This window comes from Thermophagus sp. OGC60D27, from assembly GCF_052400625.1.
Lineage (GTDB): Bacteria > Bacteroidota > Bacteroidia > Bacteroidales > Marinilabiliaceae > Thermophagus.
This window is the reverse complement of the sequence record NZ_JBQTGH010000002.1, coordinates 466,203-491,046: the sequence shown is the minus strand read 5'-3', so window position 1 is coordinate 491,046 and position 24,844 is coordinate 466,203. Positions and strand designations below refer to the sequence as shown.

14 protein-coding genes and 1 tRNA gene are annotated in these 24,844 nt (G+C 41.5%); 9 read left to right on the top strand and 6 right to left on the bottom strand.

Features of this window, described 5'->3' with window-relative positions:
* Positions 1–10: 10 nt before the first annotated feature.
* The 5 genes from ACT29H_RS04160 to ACT29H_RS04140 form a co-directional block, all read right to left on the bottom strand.
* The gene (locus ACT29H_RS04160; RefSeq protein ID WP_444820337.1) at positions 11–1,699 is read right to left on the bottom strand and encodes a DUF5114 domain-containing protein; all 1,689 of its coding nucleotides are present in this window, start codon (positions 1,697–1,699) and stop codon (positions 11–13) included.
* 12 nt (positions 1,700–1,711) lie between these two features.
* Positions 1,712–3,301 (bottom strand): RagB/SusD family nutrient uptake outer membrane protein, encoded by a 1,590-nt coding sequence (locus ACT29H_RS04155; protein WP_444820336.1) that lies wholly within the window; start codon positions 3,299–3,301, stop codon positions 1,712–1,714.
* A gap of 21 nt (positions 3,302–3,322) precedes the next feature.
* Complete coding sequence (locus tag ACT29H_RS04150; RefSeq protein ID WP_444820335.1) at positions 3,323–6,271, bottom strand: SusC/RagA family TonB-linked outer membrane protein; 2,949 nt, start codon at positions 6,269–6,271, stop codon at positions 3,323–3,325.
* 70 nt (positions 6,272–6,341) lie between these two features.
* Positions 6,342–8,723 carry a glycoside hydrolase family 2 protein gene (locus tag ACT29H_RS04145; RefSeq protein WP_444820334.1) on the bottom strand — a complete coding sequence of 794 codons (2,382 nt, stop codon included), beginning with the start codon at positions 8,721–8,723 and terminating at the stop codon, positions 6,342–6,344.
* Positions 8,724–8,744: 21 nt separating this feature from the next.
* On the bottom strand, positions 8,745–9,950 hold the full coding sequence (locus ACT29H_RS04140) for a glycoside hydrolase family 53 protein (RefSeq protein WP_444820333.1): 1,206 nt from the start codon (positions 9,948–9,950) through the stop codon (positions 8,745–8,747).
* Between the two features lie 275 nt (positions 9,951–10,225).
* Between ACT29H_RS04140 and ACT29H_RS04135 the strand changes: the two genes are divergently transcribed.
* The 7 genes from ACT29H_RS04135 to ACT29H_RS04105 all read left to right on the top strand — a co-directional run bounded on the left by ACT29H_RS04135 (position 10,226) and on the right by ACT29H_RS04105 (position 19,723).
* Positions 10,226–14,266 carry a hybrid sensor histidine kinase/response regulator transcription factor gene (locus tag ACT29H_RS04135; protein WP_444820332.1) on the top strand — a complete coding sequence of 1,347 codons (4,041 nt, stop codon included), beginning with the start codon at positions 10,226–10,228 and terminating at the stop codon, positions 14,264–14,266.
* A 227-nt stretch (positions 14,267–14,493) separates the two neighbouring features.
* Positions 14,494–15,276, top strand: a complete 783-nt coding sequence (locus ACT29H_RS04130; protein WP_444820331.1) for a class I SAM-dependent methyltransferase — start codon at positions 14,494–14,496, stop codon at positions 15,274–15,276.
* A gap of 559 nt (positions 15,277–15,835) precedes the next feature.
* Positions 15,836–15,910, top strand: a tRNA-Val gene (locus ACT29H_RS04125).
* A gap of 258 nt (positions 15,911–16,168) precedes the next feature.
* Positions 16,169–16,513 carry a hypothetical protein gene (locus ACT29H_RS04120; protein ID WP_444820330.1) on the top strand — a complete coding sequence of 115 codons (345 nt, stop codon included), beginning with the start codon at positions 16,169–16,171 and terminating at the stop codon, positions 16,511–16,513.
* Between the two features lie 10 nt (positions 16,514–16,523).
* Positions 16,524–17,360: a peptidylprolyl isomerase gene (locus ACT29H_RS04115; RefSeq protein WP_444820329.1), complete on the top strand. Its 837-nt coding sequence runs from the start codon at positions 16,524–16,526 to the stop codon at positions 17,358–17,360.
* A gap of 132 nt (positions 17,361–17,492) precedes the next feature.
* Positions 17,493–18,308: a peptidylprolyl isomerase gene (locus tag ACT29H_RS04110; protein WP_444820328.1), complete on the top strand. Its 816-nt coding sequence runs from the start codon at positions 17,493–17,495 to the stop codon at positions 18,306–18,308.
* A 35-nt stretch (positions 18,309–18,343) separates the two neighbouring features.
* Positions 18,344–19,723, top strand: a complete 1,380-nt coding sequence (locus tag ACT29H_RS04105; RefSeq protein WP_444820327.1) for a peptidylprolyl isomerase — start codon at positions 18,344–18,346, stop codon at positions 19,721–19,723.
* A 95-nt stretch (positions 19,724–19,818) separates the two neighbouring features.
* Here the strand turns inward: ACT29H_RS04105 and ACT29H_RS04100 are convergent, their stop codons facing one another.
* The gene (locus ACT29H_RS04100; RefSeq protein ID WP_444820326.1) at positions 19,819–20,511 is read right to left on the bottom strand and encodes a Crp/Fnr family transcriptional regulator; all 693 of its coding nucleotides are present in this window, start codon (positions 20,509–20,511) and stop codon (positions 19,819–19,821) included.
* A gap of 605 nt (positions 20,512–21,116) precedes the next feature.
* Between ACT29H_RS04100 and ACT29H_RS04095 the strand changes: the two genes are divergently transcribed.
* Positions 21,117–23,015 carry a methyl-accepting chemotaxis protein gene (locus ACT29H_RS04095; protein ID WP_444820325.1) on the top strand — a complete coding sequence of 633 codons (1,899 nt, stop codon included), beginning with the start codon at positions 21,117–21,119 and terminating at the stop codon, positions 23,013–23,015.
* A gap of 223 nt (positions 23,016–23,238) precedes the next feature.
* Positions 23,239–24,258, top strand: coding sequence for a phenylalanine--tRNA ligase subunit alpha (pheS, locus tag ACT29H_RS04090; protein WP_444820324.1), 1,020 nt, complete (start codon positions 23,239–23,241; stop codon positions 24,256–24,258).
* Positions 24,259–24,844 lie beyond the last annotated feature (586 nt).

The window sequence follows — 24,844 nt, the reverse complement described above, 5'->3', positions numbered from 1 at the left end:
CAACCATAACTCAATTCAAGGTCATCTGGTAGGTCATATTGATTAGATCGAGGGTGATGGTATAAGTTCCGGCCTGCGAATCGTCGGTTAAACTACTTCCCAGGAAATAGAGGCTTCCGTCTGCCCCACCAAAATAATCATTCCAGTTATCTTTCTCAGGGTAGATTCTGAATCCGTAAGCCGAAGGGGTCGAGACCACTATGTTTCCGGAATATACCCCATCCCCGGTTTTCGATATGGTTGTATTAAAATCCCAGACATCATTCACGCCTGAAAGATAGATCTCATCTCCCAGTGGGATAAGGGCATAGGAAAGGTTCTTTAAATCGGCAGTAATCAGGAAGAAACCCGGTTCCGGAGCCGGGATATTTCCATCCCCGTTTTTCACCAATGAACCTTCGGTTTCGCCAATGGTATAATATTCAGCACCCCAATCGTTGGCGGTAAACATCTGGAATCCCCATTGTGAGTTCACATAAACCACGCCGGCATAGATCGTATCGTTGACCTGCGAAATATAATTGTCGAAGGTCCATCCCCCACCGGTTTCACCATCCTTAGACCCCGGCAAATAGAGATAAGGGATTTCTTCCTCTTCCTGAGGCAGATGGTTTCCTTCCACAAGGGAATAGGCCCATTGGGTTGGATCGCTGAAATCCAATATAAAAGTATGCGTATTGGCCGTTGGAATGGTAAAAGACCCTGGCGATTCAGCAAAAGTTACCACTCCATTTCCTGCATCTTCAAAATACAAGGTCGTGGCAATGGCCCCGTCATCACTATCGCCGGTTGAAACGTTGTAGAGCAACGCATCGCTGTGCAAAGCTATTTGCGCATTTTCTGTTGAAGGATTCAGGAGTCCGGCCCATTGATCAAACGATTTATAAAATGAGAGGGTATCGTTTTCGACCAGATCACCCGTAGCCACTATTTCGGGCAGCCAGGTGGCACTCCAAGAGAAATCGTTGGTACTCATGGTAACAAAATATGCACCCCCATTCCCTGGGAACCAGCAATTCCACATGGATTCTTGATCGTTGGATAATTCAAAAGGAGTTCCCGGATCCGAATCGTTACCCCACAAAGTATCATCACCTTCCAGAAAGTAGAAATTCATCCACGAAGAAGCCTGAACAAAGCCACGATACTCGCCATTCCAGTCCGGAGAATATAATATGCCCAACGTATCGGCCTTGTCGGCACTAATTAAGAAGAGTCGTGACATGTCAATCACATAAGGAGTGACATGTACCGAAATCACATTGCTGTATTTGGGCGCAATGTTTTCACCAAGCTGAGATTGAATCCTGAAATAAAGGGGAGAAGAGACATCGGGTTCCAAACCGGCATCCTTTGCCCAGGTATTAAGTTTTGCCCCGCTAAAGGTATAGTATGAGAAGTCCGGTTCAAGTTCAACAACCGATTGAAAATCTTCGGAAGCAGAAGCCTGCAGCCGGAATACCGGGACACCGGACGGAACACCCATGGATTCATCGGTTGCCGAGAGGCTACTTCCCGACCAACTCAAAGAGAGAACAGGTTCATCATCATTATCTTTGGAAAGAACCACCGCGGTTTCGGATGCTGTCAGTTCTGATGCTTCATGTCCCTTAAGGATGATCATATCCCCATCTTTTTCACAGGACGATAGGGCCAGAACAGCCATCAGCATGATCATATATTGCTTGATACGCTTCATAAATCTATCGGTTTAATAGTTTTGATTGGACAAATTGGGATTGGCCGACAACTCAGTTGCCGGAATCGGGTAGCGATTATATTTATCGTCAACGGCCTTGCCGTCCTTAATACCGCCTTTCCATTGCCAGACATATTTATCGGTGGTAAAGGCGTCGAACCGTATGAGGTCGGTACGTCGAACCCCTTCCCAGTATAACTCTCGAGCTCTTTCGTCAAGAAAGAACTTATAGGGTATGCCATCCACGGTAGCCGTTATTTCACTTTCTGTAACTTCGGCGGCATTACGATGTCTTCGCAATTCATTCACATATTGAAGCGCCCCATCGATATCATTACCCGAACGCACGGCCGCCTCGGCATACATCAGATAGGCATCTGCCAGGCGGAACAAAGGAAAGTCAGTATCCACGCCATCGTTATTGGTATTGGAGGCGACAGCACCGTCGTCGGTCAGGTTACTCCACTTCAACACAAAATAACCACCTGTTCGATCATCCACTCCTCCATCCATGTACTGGTTTTGTCCTTCGGTGTAAAACATGGCCCGGTCATCATTTTCCATATCAAATAATGCCGGTACTTCTCCCCTGATGCGGAACATACTCCAGGCACTGGCGCAGCCCACACTATCGGCCGGTGCGCCGTAATCGGTATCCACCTCTCCGCAAACCAGATAGGTGGTAGCGCCCCAGGATACCACATACCGACTGTCCACAACCAACGGAAAGATGATTTCATTGCCGACACCAACCCTATTATGATTATCGGCATTGAACAATTTGGCATACTCCGGCTCCAGGGCATAACCTTCATCCATCACTTTCTGACTGTAGGTCATACATTCTTCGTAATGACCTCCGGCATTATAGGTTTCTGCATTCAGGTAGAGTCGTGCCAGCAACATCCAAGCAGCCGCTCTGGGCGCTCTGCCATAAACGGTATTTTCGGCACTAAGCATATTTTGGCTGCATTCAAGCAATTCGGACTCTATGAATTCAAACACCTCCGACGCGTCCCATTGTTCGGGCAGTTTGGAACTGCCAATATATTCCTCATCCGCAAAAGGGATATCGCCAAAGAGGTCAAGCGCATGATAATAAGCCAATGCCCTTAAAAATCTTGCTTCTGCACGATAAGTTTTTATCTCGGCCTGTTCTTGTTCCGTAAATCCTGCGATTTTCGCATCTGTAGAATTCTTCAGAAATTCGTTACACAACGAAATGGTATAATAAGAGCGATAGTACATATCCGCCACCCAAGGGTCGTTGGCATCCCAGGTCAGGAAAGTGAGATCTGCGGTATTATCACCCTCTATCCAGGTAGAACCAATTTCATCGGTTCCGGCCTCCTGCATATTAAAATAACAGCGCATGTAGTCGTAGCCATTATTACTGGACAAGTCGGCATTTCCACCGCCTTTTTCCTGGCCGGCGGTAACGTAAGAAGCATAACATTTTGCCAAAGCGGATACATAATTGCCGGGGTCGGAATAAACCGATTGGGATGTCTCCTGAATCTTTGGATATTGATCCAGATCATCGGTGCAACCTCCTGCAATCCCCAGCGTTATTCCCAATATGATATAAATTAACTTTCTCATTTTAAATTCCTTTTTATTCGGTTAAAACTGCAACCCAAGACTTAAAGAGAATATCCTTGGACGCGGATAAAAAGAGAGGTCCATCCCATTAGGGACTTCAGGATCGACGCCAGTGTATTCGGTGATGGTAAAAACATTTTGAACCATAGCAGAAGCATTCACATTAAATCCCGGGAATATCTCTCCCAAATTATAATCTAAAACCAGGTTGTCCATTTTCAGGAAGGAGGCATTCTCCACATAATAGTCCGAAAGGTATTGTCTGCTCTGGAACCCTGTTTCCAGATAGCTAGCATGCAGATTGCTGAGCTGAAAAGCATTATAAGACATGGTTCCGAAAGCACCGGTGTTCATGGCCATACCGTTATAGACATAATTCCCGATATTAGCCCGAAGATTTGTGCTTAAGGTCCAATCTTTATAACGAATTGAAGTGCTGAACCCCAGAATGTAATCAGGAGCCGGGGAATGGTAACGATACAAATCTTTGGAGTTTATAAGTCCATCTTTATTAACATCGGCAAAAGCTCCTTCAATGGGTTTTTCGCTTTCATCATACAACTGATGATAAACATAGAACATATAGGGTTCATACCCTTCTGTCAGCACTTGAAAATAATAACTGTCAATGGTTGGACCGACAGACGTATTCGTTATTTCAGCCTCTTCAGAGAGGGATAGATTTTTGATTTTTTGTTTTTGCCAGGCCGCATTAAAGCTAACTTCCCAGGTCCAGTCATTATTATCGACCGCAACCGCATTGACGGACACCTCAAGACCTTCACTATCCACATTCCCCACATTGGTCAGAATATTTTTGTCGAAGTTGGTTCCTGCCGGTGAAGGCACCGTTGCCAGCAAATCTTCGGTCTGACGAGTATAATAGTCGACGGATCCCGAAAAACGATTATTCAAGAATCCAAAATCAAGGCCATAATTCCATGCTTTAGTCGTTTCCCATTTCAGGTCGGAAACATACGCTTCGGGCCGATAAGTATTGAGAATATCCGGACCGAAAATATATTGTGCACCGGTTTGACTGATGGTATACACCGGGATATAATTATAGTTTCCTATTCCTTCCTGCTGACCGGTAACTCCGTAGCTTGCCCGGATCTTTAAATTGGAAAGAACATCCATGTCGCGCAGAAATGCTTCTTCCGAAAGCCGCCAGGCCAAGGCTACCGAAGGGAATGTTCCCCACCGTTGGTCTTCACTGAAACGGGACGTTCCGTCACGACGAATGGTGGCCGTCACCATATACTTCGATGCCAGTGCGTAATTAAGTCGTCCGTAGTAGGAAATTAAAGCATGTCGTTCGTCCGTGGCCGCTGATGAGTTTTGGACTTCCCCAAACACATTCAACTCTTCGTAATAGGAATTCGTTCTCTTCCAGTATTGATAATCATATCCGGCTGTTACGTCCAAAGTACTGTTTATACTTTCCAGATTTTTATTGTAATTCAGATAGGTGGTCAACAATCTGTTTTCCTTTTTCTCAGGTCCGTACTCATAATCGCGTCCGTCTGAAAGGTAGAACTGAGCAGCCGTTTCCGGAACATATACTTCACCTTCTCCCCGGGCATAATCATATCCTATTGTTGAATGAAATTTTAATTCGGGAAGGAAAGGCATTTTATAGTCCACATCAAAGTTCCCAATAATTCTGCTAACCCTACTTGTGGACTCATACTGATTCAACAATCCCACCGGATTTAGAACAGCCCTGGTAACGGGAACGCCATTACTGTCTATAGCTTCATTGTATCCGCCAAAATCACTATCCCCCGAATAAACCGGGATGGTTGGGTTGTAGGTAGCCCCGCCCCAGATGGCATCAGTATTTGCAAAACGGTTTTTATTCAAAGAGCCCTTAATCCCAACAGACAGTTTCAAGTCGTCATCAAAAAAAGTAGGGGAAACCGACAGGTTCCCGGTCATCCTTTGAGCATTGTCGGTTTTCAATATTCCATCCTGATTATAATACCCCGTAGAAAAGCGGAAAGGAATATCCTTTAAAGTCCCTGAAATGCTGAAGTTGTTGTCGGTCCCATATGCGACTTTAAAGATTTCATCGTTCCAATCTGTATTATAACCGCCTAATAAAGCTTTTTGCGCATCTGACCCCTGACTTTCAACTACATTACGAAACTCCTCGAAAGAAAGCATCTCTGCAAGTTTGGTTTTCACTTGCAAAGAATGGGTCGTACTTGCGTTGATCCTTAACGCACCACCAGAGCCTTTTTTTGTCGTGATAAGGATGACGCCATTAGAAGCCCTGGAACCATAAATGGCGGTGGAGGAAGCATCTTTTAGAACCGTCATACTTTCAATATCATTGGGATTAATCAGACTTAGAAAATTACCGCTGTTGCCACTGATACCTCCCGGTTCAAGCGGAACTCCATCCAAAACAATCAGCGGATCATTGCTGGCATTGAGGGAGGCGCCCCCTCTGATTCGAATGGAGCTTCCAGCAGTGGGGGAACCACTGTTCGACATGATCTGTACGCCCGAGACCTTACCACTGATCAATTGCTCTGGTGTGCTGATGATTCCTTTTTTGAAATCTTTACTATTCACATTGGCTATCGATCCGGTAAGGTCGCCCCTGCGCTGCTGACCGTATCCAATGACGACCACTTCGTCGAAACTGATCATATCCGGGACCAGCTCCAGAAGCAGGTTTCTTTGTCCTTCCACCGGTATTTCCAGCGTTTTATACCCGATGTAGGAAATCCTCAATACATTCCCCTCATTCAGGGTAAGGGAAAATGTACCGTTCATATCGGTAATCGTTCCTTGGGACGTTCCTTTAATAAGAACGGTGGCACCGGGAATTGTTTCCCCGGTTTCTGCATCCCTGACCGTTCCGCCGACGGTCAATTGCTGGGCATTGACCATGGTGGTAAAACACCAAAATAGTATCAATATGCCCGGTGACATTATTTTTGCTGTTATCTTCTTCATAAGATTTCAATTTGGTATTGCGTTTAATATCTTTTCAAATTGGCAAACTTACCATGTAACTTATCCCTTATCAGGGACTAACAATCACTTCAAGCTGACCGGTTTTCAGTCCTTTCGAACTGGCAGAAATGGCCAAATGGCCGCCAAGATCACCGGCCCTCAACAGTATGGAGGCAATCCCGGCTTCGGCATTGACAGGATTATTTCCAATAAGTTCAGCGTCACCATCAACTTTGAAGGTGACACTTTGCGTGGCATCCGGAACAATGGTCCCGTCCTTATCTGTGACAGCAGCATACAAAAACACCACGTCATTCACTTCTTTTTGCAAAGGTTTTCCGCTTTCATCGATCCAAACTTTCAGATTGGCAGCTTCCCCCGGAGTTCGCTGAACTGCAGAGGCCACCATCCGATCCTCCACATATCCTTTAGCAGTTAACTCCCCCGGCTCAAAAGCCTTTAAATGAAACGTAAAGGGAGGATGATTCAGGTGAGTGCTGATGCGATTGCTGTCCGGTTTTTGCTTCCCTAAGGACCGTCCATTCACCAACAGTTCCACCTCCTCGCAATTACTGTACACTTTCACCTCGGAAAAAGAGGGATCATTATAATAGTTGGCAATTTCAATAAAGGGTTTGTAGAATACGTCGCTTACATCGGGCTTAATGTCAGCCTGACTTTTATAAAAAAAATAGGCAAACTTTGGCAATCTAAAAATGTCCATTATACCTGAAGCCTCAATATCAGGGGCATATCCTCGATTATAATCATACATAAGCCAGTTGGCATCGCCGCAGGCAGGTCCCTGCAGATTACTGTTGTGGGCTTCCTGATAATTAAGGGCTTGTTGAGCCAGACGTTTCTGTCCGTATCCTCTCAGTTGACGAGAATTTCGTTCTTCAGAGGTAAGATCCCTAAAAGCTTTTTGATTAAATCCGGCATTCTGAGCATAATATTCCCAATCACCATATTCTGCAATAAACAGCGGTTTATCTTTTTTATACCGGTTCCAATAGTAAGGCGGCTTACTGTGCTGCCGGGCCGGGATAAACACATCATAAACATCGTCAATCCAACCACAAGTATAAACGTCATCACCAGGATATTCCTCATGCACAGCATTGTGTGCCTGCTGCATAAACTCCCTTGACATGCCCGATTCGTTTAATGAGGCTTCCCACACTACCACCGAAGGATGGTTACGATCGCGACGTACCATGTTGCGGACATCCTGGATGGCATTGTCTTGGAACATCTTATCACCGAAAAACTGCCAGCCGGGTATGGCATTCATGGTAAGTAACCCCAACTCGTCACAGGCTCTCATAAAAGACTTGGATTGAGGATAGTGCGACAATCTCACAAAATTGAATCCACCCTGTTTTATTTTGTAGGCATCCCTATAGTTGGCATTATCCGACAAAGCATATCCGATATAAGGATATTCCTGATGACGGTTGGTGCCTCTCAAATACAATGGTTCACCATTCAGATAAAACTGCCCCGCCTCCCAACGGAAGGTTCTGATACCTATTTTTTCCACCTCACGATCCAACGCTTTATTACCCTGATACAAAGTAACCCTAAGTTCATACAAATTGGGAAAATCAGGAGACCACAGTCTGGGCTTCTTCACTTTTATCGGAACCTGAAAAATCGTATTGGTCTCTGGTTCGGTTTTCTGGATTTTAGAGATTTGTTCAGCGACCTTGTTGCCATCCTCATCGAACAGCTGAACTTCAATTCTGGTGGAAACCGATTGGGTCGTTTCGTTATTGACATCTGCCTGAACCAATAGAGTGGCCTGCTCTTTCGTTATATCCTGATAGCGAACAAAAATACCACCTGCCGCCACCCTATCGGCACCTATGGGATCTGAGATATGTACAGGATCTTTTACAATTAGCCATACGTTTCTGTACAGTCCGCTAAACCAATTAAAATCAAGATTATCGATAGGCTTTCCCGGTGGTACCCGTGGGTTGTTTTCGTTGTTCAGCTTAACAACAAGGATATTTTCCCTGTCATACTTTATTTTATCACTAACGACCACATAAAAAGGAAGGTAACCGCCATAGTGAGTGGTAATTTTTTCACCGTTAAGAAAGACTTCCGCAACCTGCATGGCCCCTTCAAACTTTAATGCTATGTGCTTTCCCCTATGGGTCTCGGGAAGTTTAAAAACTTTCCGGTAAAAACAATTGCCCTGCCATTGCTGATCCTTAATCACCAAAGGTTCAATATGAGCCGTATGAGGCAAGGATACTTTTTCCCACTTGAATGAAGACGACAACGAAGAAAGCTCATTAATATCCTCTGTAGTCAGATCTTTAACAAATTCCCAGTTTTGATTGAATAACTTTTCGCGCTGAAATTCTCCTTTCTGGTTTCTGTATCTCCCGCACGAGATCAATAACAGGACACTCAGAAAAACGGTAATGTTTTTTTGCATAGTTTTTCTATCTCTTTCGGTTTACTTTATATATTTTTCACTCAAATAATCAGCTGCCTCAGTAATATTGGCCTGAAAGTCGAACAATGCACAGTTTTCCCAGCTGGATCCGGTTCCCCACAAATCTTGCAAGGCACTGGTTATCCATGCCGGTTCCCAGTAAACAATGCCGGAAGCACCGGCAGCTGCCATTTTATGATTTAAATCGATAAGGAAGTTTTTCTGCCCCTCAATAGTGTAAGGGTAACCTTCAAGGGGCGGATGCTGGTCAGACCAAAGATTTCCGTAGTGATCATTATTCTCGGTGGTGAAGGGGTAAGCGGTTTCCAGTATCATTACGTCTTTGTTGTATCTCTCTTTTATTGTTGAAACCACTTGAGGCAGATCATCAAAAGCAATATCGGTATGCCATAACGGATAAAAAGAGAAGCCGATAATATCGAAATCCGTAATTTTTCCCTTGCCAATGGCATCTTTCACCCACCAGTCCATATTTTTGGGGTCGGCAACATGAAGAGCGATCTTTATTGATCGGCCGGTTTCGCTTTCAATATCACGCACAGCATGAATGCCAGCATTAACGATCTCCCCAAAATTACTCCAGTTTCCTTCACAAACATTCAATGCCGGGAATCCGGTACTGGTATTGGTAATCATCATACCACAATTGGTTTCGTTACCGACCTGCACCATTTCGGGAAGCACATCCTGATCATTCAACCAAGCCAAAATACTATAGGTATAATTATAAACTGAATCTTTGAGTATTCCTATGTCGGAAATATTTTCCCAGGCCTGAGGCACTTTCTGGTAGCCCGGATCGGCCCAGGTGTCGGAATAATGAAAATCGAGCAGTGCTGACATTCCGGCTTCATGTGCTCTCTTTATGGTCTTAGCCACATCCTTGGGTCCACTATAAATCACGGTTCCTTCACCATAAATATCTTTTATCCAATTGGGACTATGCCATATCCTCACTCGGGCAAGATTGGCACCCTTAGCTGCCAGAAGTTGGTACGGATCTTCCGGCCTATTATCCATTTTATAAATACCTCCGTGATCTTCTATCTGATTGACATAAGAAAGATCTACGCCCATAATATATGGCTTGAGCGCCGTATTCGGTTCTTCTTGTTCCGGGGGGGCGGGTTGCTCATTTCCCGAACAAGCATACGAAAGGATGGTCACCAGTGAAAATCCAATGAAAAAAAGTGATGGCTTACTCATTCTATTTAGCTTTTTATAAACAAGACCAAATATAAAAAAGCCTTAAAAAGTGTATTTGTCTTTATCTGCCCTAAATTTGTTCATTTCTTACATCATAGCGCATTTCGCAGTTCAACAATCCATACCAACTTGTTTAAAAGCGGATTACAAACATTGTCTAATTCTTACAAAAATTGGTTCAAATCAATCCTATCCAACAATTGTTGTTAAAATATTTCTATTTTTGATTTTCTGTGAAACCGATTCTTAATTCGGAAAGACAAAAACATCCATCAATGTTAAATAGAAATATCACTCTGTTTTCAAGCTTTCTAATCGATAACATTTTCCTATTTCCATTGACCTTGATTTTTCTAGGGTTGCTCCCCTTTGCCACAAAAAGTCAATCATTGCATCCTCTCTATTTCTCAAACCTAACCATTGAACATGGTTTACCTTCAAATACGACCAACTCAATTGTACAAGATCCGTATGGTTTTATTTGGATAGGAACCGCAGAAGGGCTATGCCGTTATGATGGCTTTAAAATGATTGCTTTCCAAAAGTCAGCAACACCTGGTTCTCTTCCATCGGATGAAATTTCAGCCCTTACCTGCAACAACGATATTTTATGGGTAGGAACCTGGGATGGACTTTACACCATTAATGTCAGAACCTTTCAGGTCAAACAAATCAATGTAGGCGAAAATCGGATCATCCGTACATTGTATATCGATCGATCGGAAAATGTATGGATTGGGACGGCTAGTGGTTTATTGAAGTATAACGAAAAACGCAATGTCTACACTTTTTATAACACTTCCAATTCAGGATTATCGCATAATACCATCCGCTCTTTCTATGAAGCCCAAAATGGAGATCTCTGGATCGGCACCTATGACGGACTTAACCGCTATCGCAACGATACTATTATTGCTTTTGATGTTAAAGGGAACTATAAACCACTGTTAAAAAACAATCTCATCGTTTCCATCAATGGTTGTCCCCAAACAAAGGACTCTTTATTATGGGTTGGCACTGAAACGGGGCTGGCTCGTTTCAACACATATACCGGACAATATGAACTGTTCAATGCTTCCAATACGGAATTCAGCAACGAGGTAATCAAAACCATATACATACAAAACGATACCCTCTTATGGCTTGGGACCGACTTCGGACTGGATATTTTTAATACCTCATCCGGAGTGGTAACCACTTTTTTCCACGACCCCATGGTGAACAATACCATTGCCAACAACGTAGTATGGGAAATCTATGAAGACCGGCAGAACCGACTCTGGCTCATCACATCGGGCGGTGTCAGTTTGGCAGACAGAGGTGACCCCTATTATCATTTACATGAAGAATTTTTCAGATTTCAGGAACCACGGATCGGAAACCAGATACGTAATATTTTAACGGACCATCACGGCAATATCTGGCTAGCAACGATTCACGGAGTGGTACAACGACACCCCTCAGGACGAAGAGAGACTTTTTCCACCACATCTGCCCCTTCCAAACGATTACTTCTGGATAATGTTTATGCCCTTGATGAAGATGACTACGGACGAATTTGGATTGGCACAGCCGGGGGCATAAACATCTGGGATCCGGTCAATAAAAAAATGCATTCTGTCACGGTGGGCCAGGAAAACGGATTGACCTCAAACTATATCAGTGGTTTTGCCAAGGATTATAAAGGCAATTTTTGGATAAGCGCCTGGGAAGGAGGCCTTTTTAAGGTAATAGACATGAACGTCATCCCTGAGAAAATGAAATTTAAATTGATGGACAAGGAAGGCAATGGCCTATTGCTCTCTCACAACGGAGATATCTATTATGGCATAGGCGATCGGTTATGGAAAATGGACAGATTTTCACTCCAAAAAAAACCATTGCCTATCATTAATCAGTTGATGGAGGAGAAAAGCATCACAGCTTTGCTCTCGGGAGAATCCCAAGACCTTTGGCTTGCAGCTGAAGAACTACTTTTTAAATATGACCTCCATTCTGATAGTGCAACACAAATACATGTGAATCTGACACCGCCCCAAAAAATTTTAAACCTGGAAAAAGATCCGGAAGGAAATATTTGGGGCACCACCCAAAATGCCATTTTTCGAGTTGATGTTTTACACAATGAAATGATCTCCATTCCTATAAATCAGGTCTCGCCATTCAAGGGCTTTTATTCTGGTTGCAGCGCTCTAACTCAAAGCGGAACCATTTTATTTGGAGGAGATAATGCTTTTGTGGAGATTAATCCCAAACGAATAGACCTTCCCAAAATAAACTCTCAAGTTCATATTACGGGCTTAAGGATCAATAATCAAAACATCCTTCCTTTCCGGACCCCCATATTGCAAACCGATATCGCCTATGCCAATACGTTAAAACTAAAACATTACCAGAATTCTTTAACCTTTGAATTTTCAACGCTGGATTACCTTTCTCCGGATAAAGGACAGTTCAGGTATAGACTAACACCGGCACAGAATCAATGGATTTACAACAGCGGCAACAATAATTTTGCAGTCTTTGCTAATGTAAAACCAGGAGAGTACCTTTTTCAGGTTCAAGGGACCAACCACCTGGGAATTTGGAGCGACACCACAGAGCTAAAAATTATTATTTCCCCGTCTATTTGGCTCAGCAAAGGATTCCTGGCAATTTATCTGTTGCTCATTGTTGCCATGACCTATTTTGTGTTCAGGGTCTTCAGTTATCGCCAAAAGTTACGAAATGAATTACAAATCGTAAAGATTGAAAAGCAACACAGCGAAGCCCTCTACCAGGCAAAGATCCAGTTCTTCACCAATATTTCTCATGAATTCCGGACACCCCTCGGTTTGATTCTAGCCCCCCTAAAACAATTGGTAAATGCAGGAATCAGTGATCCCAAATTGCAACATATGATCGAATTGGCACATCGCAATGCTGGGAGACTCTATAAACTCATTAACCAACTTCTTGATTTTAGAAAAATAGAATCATCAGAACTACAAATTCATCTCCAGGATACGGAATTAGTCAGTTTTGCAAAGTCAATTTTTGAATCTTTTGACGATTTGGCTTCCAGGCACAAGATAGCCTATCAGTTCCAATCAGAAGTACCTACTCTCAATTGTAGTGTTGATCGAGAAAAGGTAGAGACCATTCTCTTTAACCTTCTTTCCAATGCCTTTAAATTTACGCCTGAAGGTGGGGAAATAATCGTTGGTCTGGAGATAACAACCATCGATGCCGGACAAAAAACGATTGAATTAAGTGTTTCCGACACAGGTATGGGGGTATCTGAAGTAGATCAAAAAAAGATCTTCGAGCTGTTTTATCAATCCCCTGCCAGAAAAGTTTCTGAATCTGGTTCGGGTATAGGACTCACTATGTCCATGGAGTATGCGCGATTACATGGTGGCAATATTAACCTGAAAAGCGAACTCGGGAAAGGGAGCAGATTCATTCTGCAAATTCCATTTGTTAACGCTTCGGCCAAATATTTCAAAACCGAAATTAGAAACTCTTTCCAAAAGAAACTCGCTGACAACACCGATAAATTGCCAACAGCACCTCCGAATGCAAAAAAAATCCTGATCGTCGATGACAACCCGGATTTTTTGGAATACCTAAAAATAAACCTGGGGCAAGACTATCACTTGGAATTTGCAGATGACGGTGCCGATGGCCTCGACCGAGCACAAAAAACATTCCCCGATCTAGTTATCTCAGATGTGATGATGCCAGTGATGAGCGGAACTGAATTATGCAGCATCTTGAAAACCACATCGGCAACCGCCCACATTCCTGTCATTTTATTAACCGCTAAAAGCCTCGACATTGACAAAACCGAAGGTATGAAAAAAGGTGCCGACATGTATATCACCAAACCATTTGACCTAGAATATCTCCGGTCAAGTATAAAAAGCATCTTCCGAAGAGAAGAACAGCTTACCCGGTATATTGAAACTCGATTGTTACTTTCTCCGCAAAAAGAGGATCAAAAGGAAGATCCGGACAAACTATTCGTGAAAAAAGTAATATCCCTCATCGAGCGCAACATTGCAAATCCCGACTTTTCAGTGGAAGTGATCAGTAAAACATTGGGCATAAGCACCACCCATCTCTATCGAAAACTAAAATCCATCACCGGACAATCGACACGAGATATACTCAACAACTATCGAATGCAAAAAGCTGCCAACATGCTCAAAAACAAGGATGGCAATATCACGGAAGTAATGTATGCTGTCGGATTTACCAGTTTATCAAGCTTTTCTAAAAGTTTTAAAGCAAAATTTGGCATGTCACCAAAGGAATTCCATTCAAATATTTAACTATCTTTGTTATAACTAAAAACCATTGGATGTTTAAATTAATTTTGGATCTGGTAATATAATTAACCTTTGCACTCTTTCCAAAGGTTAACTTTTCTTATACCCTGGTCAACTCTGGCCGGAGTAAAATTATTTGTTCTATAAATTACCTTTATAACAAATTGAACACCCCGATTATGGGATCAGATCTTCCCTGATCAAGTCTCCAATTTTAAAATTTAAACATCATGAAAAACGAAAATACATTAATCCATGACCATGACATTTCTCTAATCTGCGATTATTTTTCAATCCTACAAAGGCAAGGTCCCGGGAGCCCCGCCATGACACTTAAAGCATTAAGTTTTATTGAAAATTTAGACACTCAATCGCGAATTGCCGATATAGGCTGTGGTACAGGAGGCCAAACAATGGTACTGGCCAAGCACGTAACAGGTCACATTACCGGCCTTGATCTCTTTCCTGCCTTCATTGACCGTTTCAATAAAAACGCAACCCGGTTGGGCCTGAATGATCGGGTAAAAGGCATCTCCGGGTCGATGGAAAATCTCCCCTTTGAAGAGGAAGAATTAGACCTTATTTGGTCGGAAGGGGCCATCTATAATATTGGCTATAAAAGAGGATTGGAAGAATGGCGTAAATTTCTGAAAAACGGAGGATATATTGCCGTTACAGAGGCATCATGGTTGACCGAGGAGCGCCCCTCTGAAATCCATAAATTCTGGATGGATGCATATCCGGAAATTGACACCATTCCAAACAAAATTGCCCAGATGCAAAAAGCAGGGTATATTCCAATAGCTTCGTTTATCCTTCCTGAAGAGTGTTGGACAGACCATTTTTATATTCCTCAGGTTAAGTCTCAAAATATCTTCCTGAAAAAATATGCAGGCAATAAGAAGGCAGAAGAATTAGTGACTTATCAACAACATGAAGCACAATTATATGATTTGTACAAGGCTTATTATGGATATGTATTCTACATCGGAAAAAAACTCAATAATATGTAAAAAAGTGTCATGGACCCTTGCACCCGACAATTTTAATAACACTTATGGTCCGGGCTAAATAAATATTGTACCAATTTGTAATTAACAATTTGAATGACTATGGAAAATTCAAGAAAATACCATATTAACTCCTATCCCCCATCAATTTCAAGAATTATCAATTTTCCTATAGTTCAGTTCCAGCAATAATTATTTTTTGCAAAAAAATTTCTTGATAAATATTGCATGTGTTAATTTTTGTCTATATTTGCAAACAGAAAGTTCAGCCTTTCCCTTAAATCAGAAAAAATCCAAAAAAAGGTTCGATGTGAATCGAACCTTTTTTGTTTTTATTTCGGAATCATTATAATAATTATTAAACAATTCGTTGTCTGCGGACATGCAACTTTTCTTTCCCCTGGAAAATCATCCCCCGATACATTTTAACGCTAATAACGAGGCCTTCCGGCAGCCATTCTGTTGCAAAATTTAATATAGAGTCCAATAGGGAAAAATTAAAAATCTAATCATCTGTTGATGGGAATAGGTGATTTTTTATATTTTTGCACCGTGAAATAACGGGTTGTTAGCTCAGTTGGTTTAGAGCATTACCTTGACAGGGTAGGGGTCACTGGTTCGAATCCAGTACAACCCACACAAAACCGGCAGAATAATTCTGGCCGGTTTTTTTAATGCAATAAAAAATAATTCAAATCATTCCGAATAATAATTCTGGCTACTCCTGACCGTCCAAGAAAGTTAAGCCACAAAGCTCTCAAGCTATAATCCTACTCGAAAAACGAGAGACGCAGGGAAAAACATACCGATCTATTGAATATGTGTAACTTTTATTATTTTTGGATTTTCACAAAGAAATTTTAGCTACCTCATCATCCAAACCAAAAGAGAATCGATGGAAATGACATATAACGAGGAGAATTGGGACCGGTTGGTACTGGAACTAAGTAAACGTTTTAAAGTAACGGCCGATTTTGATTTTATGCTATTTCTAATCGGCATTCAGGAGCTAGGACAGGGAATGCGCACCTATTCACGACAAGAGAAAATGGACCTCATCAATTTGGGGAAATGCACCCTTTTATCTTACGAAGGCTATCTTGAACCCAACGGAAAGGATGACGATGGGTGGCCAAAATTTAAAGAAATTAAGCCTCTAAAATCCTTAACACCTTCTCTGACAAACCACTTACTTAAGAAGTCTGCATTCGAATACCTCAAACAACAACTAAATCTTTAAATTCTTTATTATGACCTTAATTGTAAAGCTAAAAAAGTCACTATTGCCACTATTAATTGTCTTTTTGGGACTTATTCTTGTCCAATGCGATAATAAACCTGAGAAAAAAGTCCTTATAAAAACCCCATACGGAAACATGAAGGTAAAACTGTATGATGATACGCCCAAACACCGAGACAATTTTCTCAAACTTGTAGAAGAAGGGTTTTATGACCAACTTTTATTTCATCGGGTAATTAATGGTTTTATGATACAGGGAGGAGATCCCGAGTCAAAGGATGCCGCCAAAGATGCCCGTTTAGGAAGTGGCGGTCCGGGTTATACCCTCCCTGCAGAAATTAACTATCCCACCCATTTTCATAAAAAAGGAGCCCTCGCTGCAGCCAGGCAAGGAGACCAGGTTAATCCCGAGAAAAAATCTTCAGGATCCCAATTCTATATTGTCCAGGGTAAATCCTATTCAAATGAGGAACTTAGTTCAATGGAAGAGCAATTGGCACAGCGTCGTCTTCAGTCCAAAATGTATGAAATGCTCACGCCCTACCAAGATACTCTGATGGCCATGAGACAAAAAAATGACCGCGAAGGCTTTGAAGCACTCATCTCCCAGATTGAGCAAAGAGCCAAAGAAGCGTTGGGCGATTCAGCCAGTTTTAGTTTCCCCGATCAGGTGCGTGAGGCTTACACATCGGTTGGTGGCACACCATTCCTGGATGGTGAATACACCGTTTTTGGTGAGGTGATAGAAGGCCTGGACGTCATCGACTCCATTGCTTCAGTAGCCACCGGCGCCATGGACCGTCCGGTGGATGACATGGAAATGACCATGGAAATCATTGAAGAATAACCATTAACAGACATCATTCATTAACCCACATATATTTAAACCTCCCGGATTCGTGTCCGGGAGGTTACCGTTCTAACAAACTCGATTCTTAAAACTAAGAATAAACAACAATCAGAAGTCCATTTCATTTAAATGCAAAAGCTTTTACTCATACGGTATGTCATAACACTGTTTCTTCTGACCCAATCGTTGGCAGCTCAGCAATACACGCACTATGTTCTCATAAAAACCAACATGGGCAACATGAAGGTAAAGCTATACAACGACACCCCCAATCACCGTAATGAATTTCTCAAACTGGTGAACAACGACCATTTTGATGGAACACTATTTTACAGAGTAATAAAAAACTTTGTCATTCAAGGAGGTTCTTCCGATTCAAGAAATGCTCCACGTGGAAAACACATCGGTTATGGAACATCTGCAGCTAATATTGATGCCGAATACCGGGACAACCATTTTCATAAAAAAGGGGCACTTTGTGCTCCGCGACAACCCGAAAACATCAATCAATTTAAAATGTCGGACATTTCTCAGTTTTATATTGTTCAGGGCAGAGTTTGGACCAATGAAGAACTGAATATAATCGAAAAAAATCACAACATCCCTATCAAAAACGAACTGAAACGAAAATACTATCTGCCTCGCAAAGAAGAACTGGCAAAGCTTAAACAAGAGGATCCGAAGGCATTCAATAAACTTCTTCGGCAAATCAAAGAAAAAATCAACTTTGAATATTCATTGTCCGATTACCTCAAATTTACAGACCAACAAAGAAAGGCTTACACCACAGTAGGAGGACTCCCCGATCTGGACGGCGAATACACGGTTTTTGGAGAGGTTGTGGAAGGCCTTGATGTCATCGATAAAATTGCCAATCTCAAAACCGATAAAAACGACCGCCCCTATACCGATGTTGTAATTAAAATTCAGGAAATATCACAATAAGAGCAACATGAAAAATCAGGTTAAAACAAACCCTCATGACATACCCGTTTTCTTCGAGTACCATTAGAGTAATGAACCCGACTAAGATTATCCGAATGAACCCATTCTCCAATCTCACATCCAAACATTTAATCTTCCTTTTTCTAATTGTTCTTGGGGCATTGATGCTTCCCTCCTGCCAAACCACACCAAAGAAAAAAGTGACTGCACATTCCTCCCGTGGATCTTTTCAGGAAAACATAAAAGGGATGGTTGAGATTCACACTTTCGACCAATACAACCGTCCAGGGAAAAAAGGATTCGGATTCTTCATCGATCGCGATCTGGTGATTACCAATCTGAATTGGATCAAAGGTTCATACAAAGCAAAAATTGCTCCTCCGGGCACAAAAGATTTTCGAGACGTAAGAGGGTACACTGCCTATGACCATAATCTTGACCTTCTTCTCCTGAAAGTTAAAAGAAACAATCCCAAACATTTAAACCTATCAAATAACCCTTCGATACCCGATTCTGTTTACACATTAAAAAGACCATCCCGAAACCTCTATATTCGTAAAGGGAAAATTGGCCCATATCATGATCAGGATAGCGTCAGCTTCAGGGAGGCACCTATAGCCTTCAAACCCGGGAAGCCGGTTTTCACTCTCAATCATGAAGTTTATGGGATCGTTCAAGAAAGAAAAGTCAGAGATACGATTCAAAAGGTTGTTTTGCCGACTCAATATATCACCCGTCTTACAGGACGACAAAACACTCACCCTAAATCAATCTGGGATTTACGCACAAAAACCAACAAGAAATACCTCTCATACAAAAAGATAGCAGGCTTTCGAATCAAGACAACAATGGGCAATATTGCCATACGCCTCTACAACGACACCCCAACATTCCGGGACAACTTTATTAAACTGGTAAGTGATCATTTCTACGATAGCCTCCTGGTACACCGGGTACTGAAAGATTTTTTGATACAGACGGGAGCGGCTGATTCCAAATATGCAAAAAGAGACGATGTGGTAGGCTGGCAGGGCCCAGGATATGATCTTCCTACGCGAATTGTACCTTCCCGTTTTCATAAAAGAGGCGCTATGGCCGCATCCAAACGTCCGGCCGATAGAAACCCACGAAATCGTTCTGACGGTTCCCAATTCTATATCATATCCGGCAGGATTTTCACCCACGAAGAGTTGGACGATATTGAAAAAGAGAAAGGATTTAAATTCACACCTTCACAACGTAAAATATACACCACCGTCGGAGGGGCTCCCTACCTTGATGGGGATTATACAGTTTTTGGAGAAGTAATTCGGGGCATGGAAATCGTCGACAAAATTGCTGCAGTAAAAACTTATGGGGAAAACCGCCCTGTAAACGATATCAGAATCAAGACAATTGAAATTATCAAAAAATAAAATTAAGACCCAAACTACATTCAGAGTATGGGGAAAAATAAACGAAACATTGAAATAGTGCCCTATGGAAGAAACGGCTTTTAAATCATTTCCGATTAACCGAGCCGACTCAGTTTTTCTATGATTTCCATGCTGTTTATTTTAATCCGTCTCAGGTTTAAATCAATAATTCCATCTTTTTTAAACTCGCTTAAAGTTCGAATCAGGTTTTCTTTAGAAGTGGATGCGAGCTGGGCAAACTCTTTTCGTGTCAATGGCAACTCAAAATACCCATCCCTAACTTCCAGAAAACTATAAAAAAACAATATAAGTTCCGCAACTCTGCCGGTCACATGTTTATTACTTCGTGAAATTACCTGTCGCAATAAGGATACACTTTGACGCGAAGACTCTTTAAATAAATAAATGGCAAAATCAGGATTTCGAAGCATTAAATCATTCATTAAATTCTTTTCCACATAGCACACTTTTGCAGACGTAAGCGCGTTTGAAGAATAATTAAAATGATGATCAGCCAGCGAAAGCAGATTCATAAATTCCAGTCCCTTTCTTAACGTAACTAAAATATCTTTCCCATTTTGATTCCGGTAATAAATTTTGACAATACCATCTTCTATCCAAATAAAATGGGTTAAGGGAGTCCCCTCCCTGAATATTACTTCTCCCCTGTTGAAATATACGATCTCGATATTTCTTTCGAACAACTCTTTATCTTCACCGGATAAATATTTTGAAAAACGGGAACACAAAAGAACATCTTTCTTTTCGTTTTCTGTATGAACCAACACTTCTATTCAAATTTAAGCAACACGGAAATGCAATAATTTTCATCAAAACCTTGAGCAGACACCGATTATCGGGAAACAATGTGGGAAATCAACTCAAAACGAACCATCGATAATCACAAACCTAAATAAATCAAAAACTATGCTCAACACCTCCCAACTTAGATGTCGACGCCTTTCCCTTTTGTAATTATCGCAAATGGCGTCAAAAGAACTATTTATTAAAAAGCTTTTCCAAGAAAACAGGGTGATTCTTATCACCTAATAAAAAGGCTTTTCTCATCTTATGAAAAGACAAATTTTACTTTCTTAATTACTTAGAATCATCCCAAATTAAACATCTAAACTTCCATCTAAAACGTACACTTTCAGTCGCAATTTTTAATCCGAACCTTTCATCTTGAATATCAATCAACACGATTACTATTTAATTTTCAGCTAATTCCGGAAAACAAAAAGAAACGTCTTCTCCTTTCCAAAAGTTCATTTAAAAGAAGATTAGCCGTAACACATCATGCAGATTTAGATCTTCGATTGAACAGAACAAACAATGGAGACCACTGGGCTACTCATCGGGATGCTAAAGAAAAACTTTTTAATTGTTAAATATGAACTTTAAAAATTTGAAAATTGGTCAGAAAATTATCGTCGGTTACATTTTTGCGGGCATTATGGGATTAACAATAGGTATATCCGGAATCACAGCCATGGCCAACTTGGATGATTCTTTCAATTCCGTTGCCAATAAAAGTCTTCCTTCCGTTTACTACATGGGAGATATGGAACATTCCATAACAAAAATATATGAAAGCTTTTTGGACTTAAGCAATCCCAATCTAACCCGCCTTCAGAGAGAGCAAGTGGTAAAGGATATTGAGTTGTTTCGAGAAGGTTTGCAAACAACAATGAAAAAATTCTCCCGATTAGATATTGCTGACGAAGAAAAAAAAATGTACGATAATTTAACCAATGATTTAAAGGAATGGCGAAAGATAGACCAACAAATCCTTGAGTTGAATACCGCATTCATGCAACTAGGCATCATGAATCCCACTAAAACGAAAGGGCAAATAGAAGAATTCATGAAAGACCATTATGATCTCCAATTAAAAGTATCGCATTCCCTTGAAAATAAAAGACAATTCGTTGATGGAGAATCGTCTAAAACCTGTCAATTTGCCCAGTGGTTTACAACATTTGACACGACAGATACCATTATGTCATCTTATCTAGAACAAATAAAACCCTATCATAACAGCTTCCATAATGCAGTTTACAAAATTAAAAGTCTATTGAAAAAAGGACAATTTCAAGAAGCAAGGGACCACTACAATAAATTAATGATTCCTATCGCTCAAAAATTATTCAATTCATTTTATGAAATCGAAAATGGCATTAAGAAGTCTCAGAAGATTTTAAACCAAATCATTGAAATTTCTGAAAATGAAATGGGAAGCCAATACAAAAAATTCAACCACAGTTTCACACAACTAAAAAGCTTTAACACAAATTACGTACGAACGGAAAAAAGCAAAGGAACCCAAACCTTCAATTCTAACATGCTTCTTATTATCTTCACCATCATTGTAGGAATGTCAATATCCTTCATTCTGTCCTTTCTCATTACCAGAAGTATCACCCGGGGTCTTGGACAAGGAGTAGCTTTAGCGCAAAGGATAGCAGAAGGTAATCTCTCAGTAGATTTATCAAGCAATATCCTTAATCAAAAAGATGAAGTGGGACAACTGGCAAATGCCCTCCAAAATATGGTAAATCAACTGAAGAAAATCATTAGCGATATAATTAACAGTTCCGAAAGCATCTCCGGCGCCGGTCAGGAGATGAGCTTAAGCTCACAACAATTATCCCAAGGTGCCAGTGAGCAGGCTTCTTCGGCAGAAGAGATATCTTCTTCCATGGAAGAAATGGTGGCAAATATCCAACAAAACACAGAAAACGCCATAGAGACCAAGAATATGGCGACTCAAGCCTCCGAAGAAATCAGAAAAGCAAACAAAAGTTCCGCATCAGCCACCAATGCCATGCAAGAAATCGCCGCCAACGTTTCTATAATCGAAGACATCGCCCTTAAAACCAACATCCTGGCTCTCAATGCCGCAGTAGAGGCTGCACATGCCGGTGAACAAGCACAAGGCTTTACGGTTATTGCCAAAGAAATTCGAAATCTGGCCGAAAAAAGCCGTATTGCTGCCAATAAAATTGATCAATTGGCAAAACAAGGTGTAGTCATTTCGGAAGAAGCCAGTAAACAATTAAGCGCTATTGTTCCCAATATCGAAAAAACCGCAAACCTAGTTCAAGAAATTGCTGTTTCTGGTTTGGAACAGCAATCAGGGGCCGACCAAATCAACAGCGCCATTCAACTACTGAATCAGGTAATTCAACAAAATGCCGCAGCATCTGAAGAATTGGCTTCCGGTTCTGAGGAACTTTCTGGACAGGTGCACCATATGAAAGAAATGGTATCGTATTTCAGGGTTCAATAACAATGACACTGGTAGAGTAGAAACGTCTGGGTTTGCGCAACATCCCATGAAAAAAATTCACTGATTTTTTAATCATTGTTCAACAACAAATGGCTAAAACATGGCTTCTAAAAAGAATCAGTGAAGATTGGCCCCAAAAAATTTATTACTTTTGTCAGTCACACAATTTTATTAATTTGATAAAAGACAATCTAAAATCAGATTGTTCCAAAAATACAATACAATGCTTGATAAAATCCATGAATTACTGAACGAGGTTAAAGATTTGGCTGCATCTTCAGCAGAAGAAGCCGAACAACTGCGCATCAAATATCTCAGTAAAAAAGGCATAATTCCCGGCCTCTTCAATGAATTTAAGAATGTTCCCAACGAGCAGAAAAAAGCAGTAGGTCAGGCCATCAACCAGCTAAAAAGCATTGCACAAGAAAAAATTAATCACCTGAAGGAACAATTTGAACAATCGGGGCCAACAACAGAAATTTCCGACTTAACACTTCCGGGAACAAGCATGCCTCTGGGTAGTCGTCACCCCTTGTCCATCATCCGTAACCAGATTGCGGAAATATTCGGACGTATCGGCTTTTCTGTCGCTGAAGGACCGGAGATAGAAGACGACTGGCATGTATTTGAGGCCCTAAACTTTCCACCGGAACACCCAGCCCGTGACATGCAGGATACCTTTTTCATCACACAGGATCCTGACATCTTACTAAGAACGCATACCTCTTCGGTTCAAATCCGGACCATGGAACAACAAAAGCCACCCATCCGAGCCATTTTCCCGGGAAGAGTGTTTCGCAACGAAGCCATATCGGCCCGGGCCCATTGTATTTTCCATCAGGTAGAAGGGTTATACATTGACAAAGATGTTTCATTCGCGGATTTACGACAAACGCTCCTCTATTTTGCTAAAGAAATGTTTGGTCAGGACACTCGGATTCGTTTGCGTCCTTCTTACTTCCCCTTTACCGAACCATCCGCCGAAATGGATATTTCATGTACTCTTTGCGGAGGCAAAGGATGTAATATCTGTAAACACACCGGATGGGTAGAAATATTAGGTTGCGGAATGGTCGACCCCGCGGTACTAACCAACTGCAGAATTGATCCACACGAATACACCGGCTTTGCTTTCGGAATGGGGATTGAACGGATTGCCATGTTGAAATATCAGATTAATGACATTCGACTCTTCTTTGAAAACGATATTCGATTCTTAGAACAGTTTAAATCAGAAGCTTAACCGGGGCAAAAAACTACTCATAATCTTGAAAAGTTGACCCCATTCTCAGGTCAACTTTTTTTCTCTGTCACGAACCGAATATCATACAACCGCCCATTGAAAATTCTCTGATTAATAGACAAAAGTACAACACTATCATAGCATACGACCGGCTTATCGCATGCTTCGATGCGACTCCATCACATGCTTCGATGCGACTCCATCACATGCTCCGATGCGACTCAATCGCATGCTCCGATGCGATTTTACCACATGCAGAGAAAAACCAACAACTCTTTAACATTCCGCACACCTTCTGCAATCATTTTGAGCGTCCCCAATGTCGATTTAAAGGCCTTTAATCTTTCCCGGGAAAGACCGCAATCTTATCCTGTCGGCAAAAAATTTTCTCTTTCAACCAAAGATAACAAACCGACAAAATTTTTTATCTTGTGGCTGTTTTGGCTTTTTTTGAAGCCAATCACCCAATAAAACAAGAATACCTGAGGCGAATAGAGGAGGATAGTAAATATAATTACAGCGGGAAAAGGGTTCATCTTTTCGGCCAAAAGACAAGAATCAGTATTAATATAATAACCAGTAAATC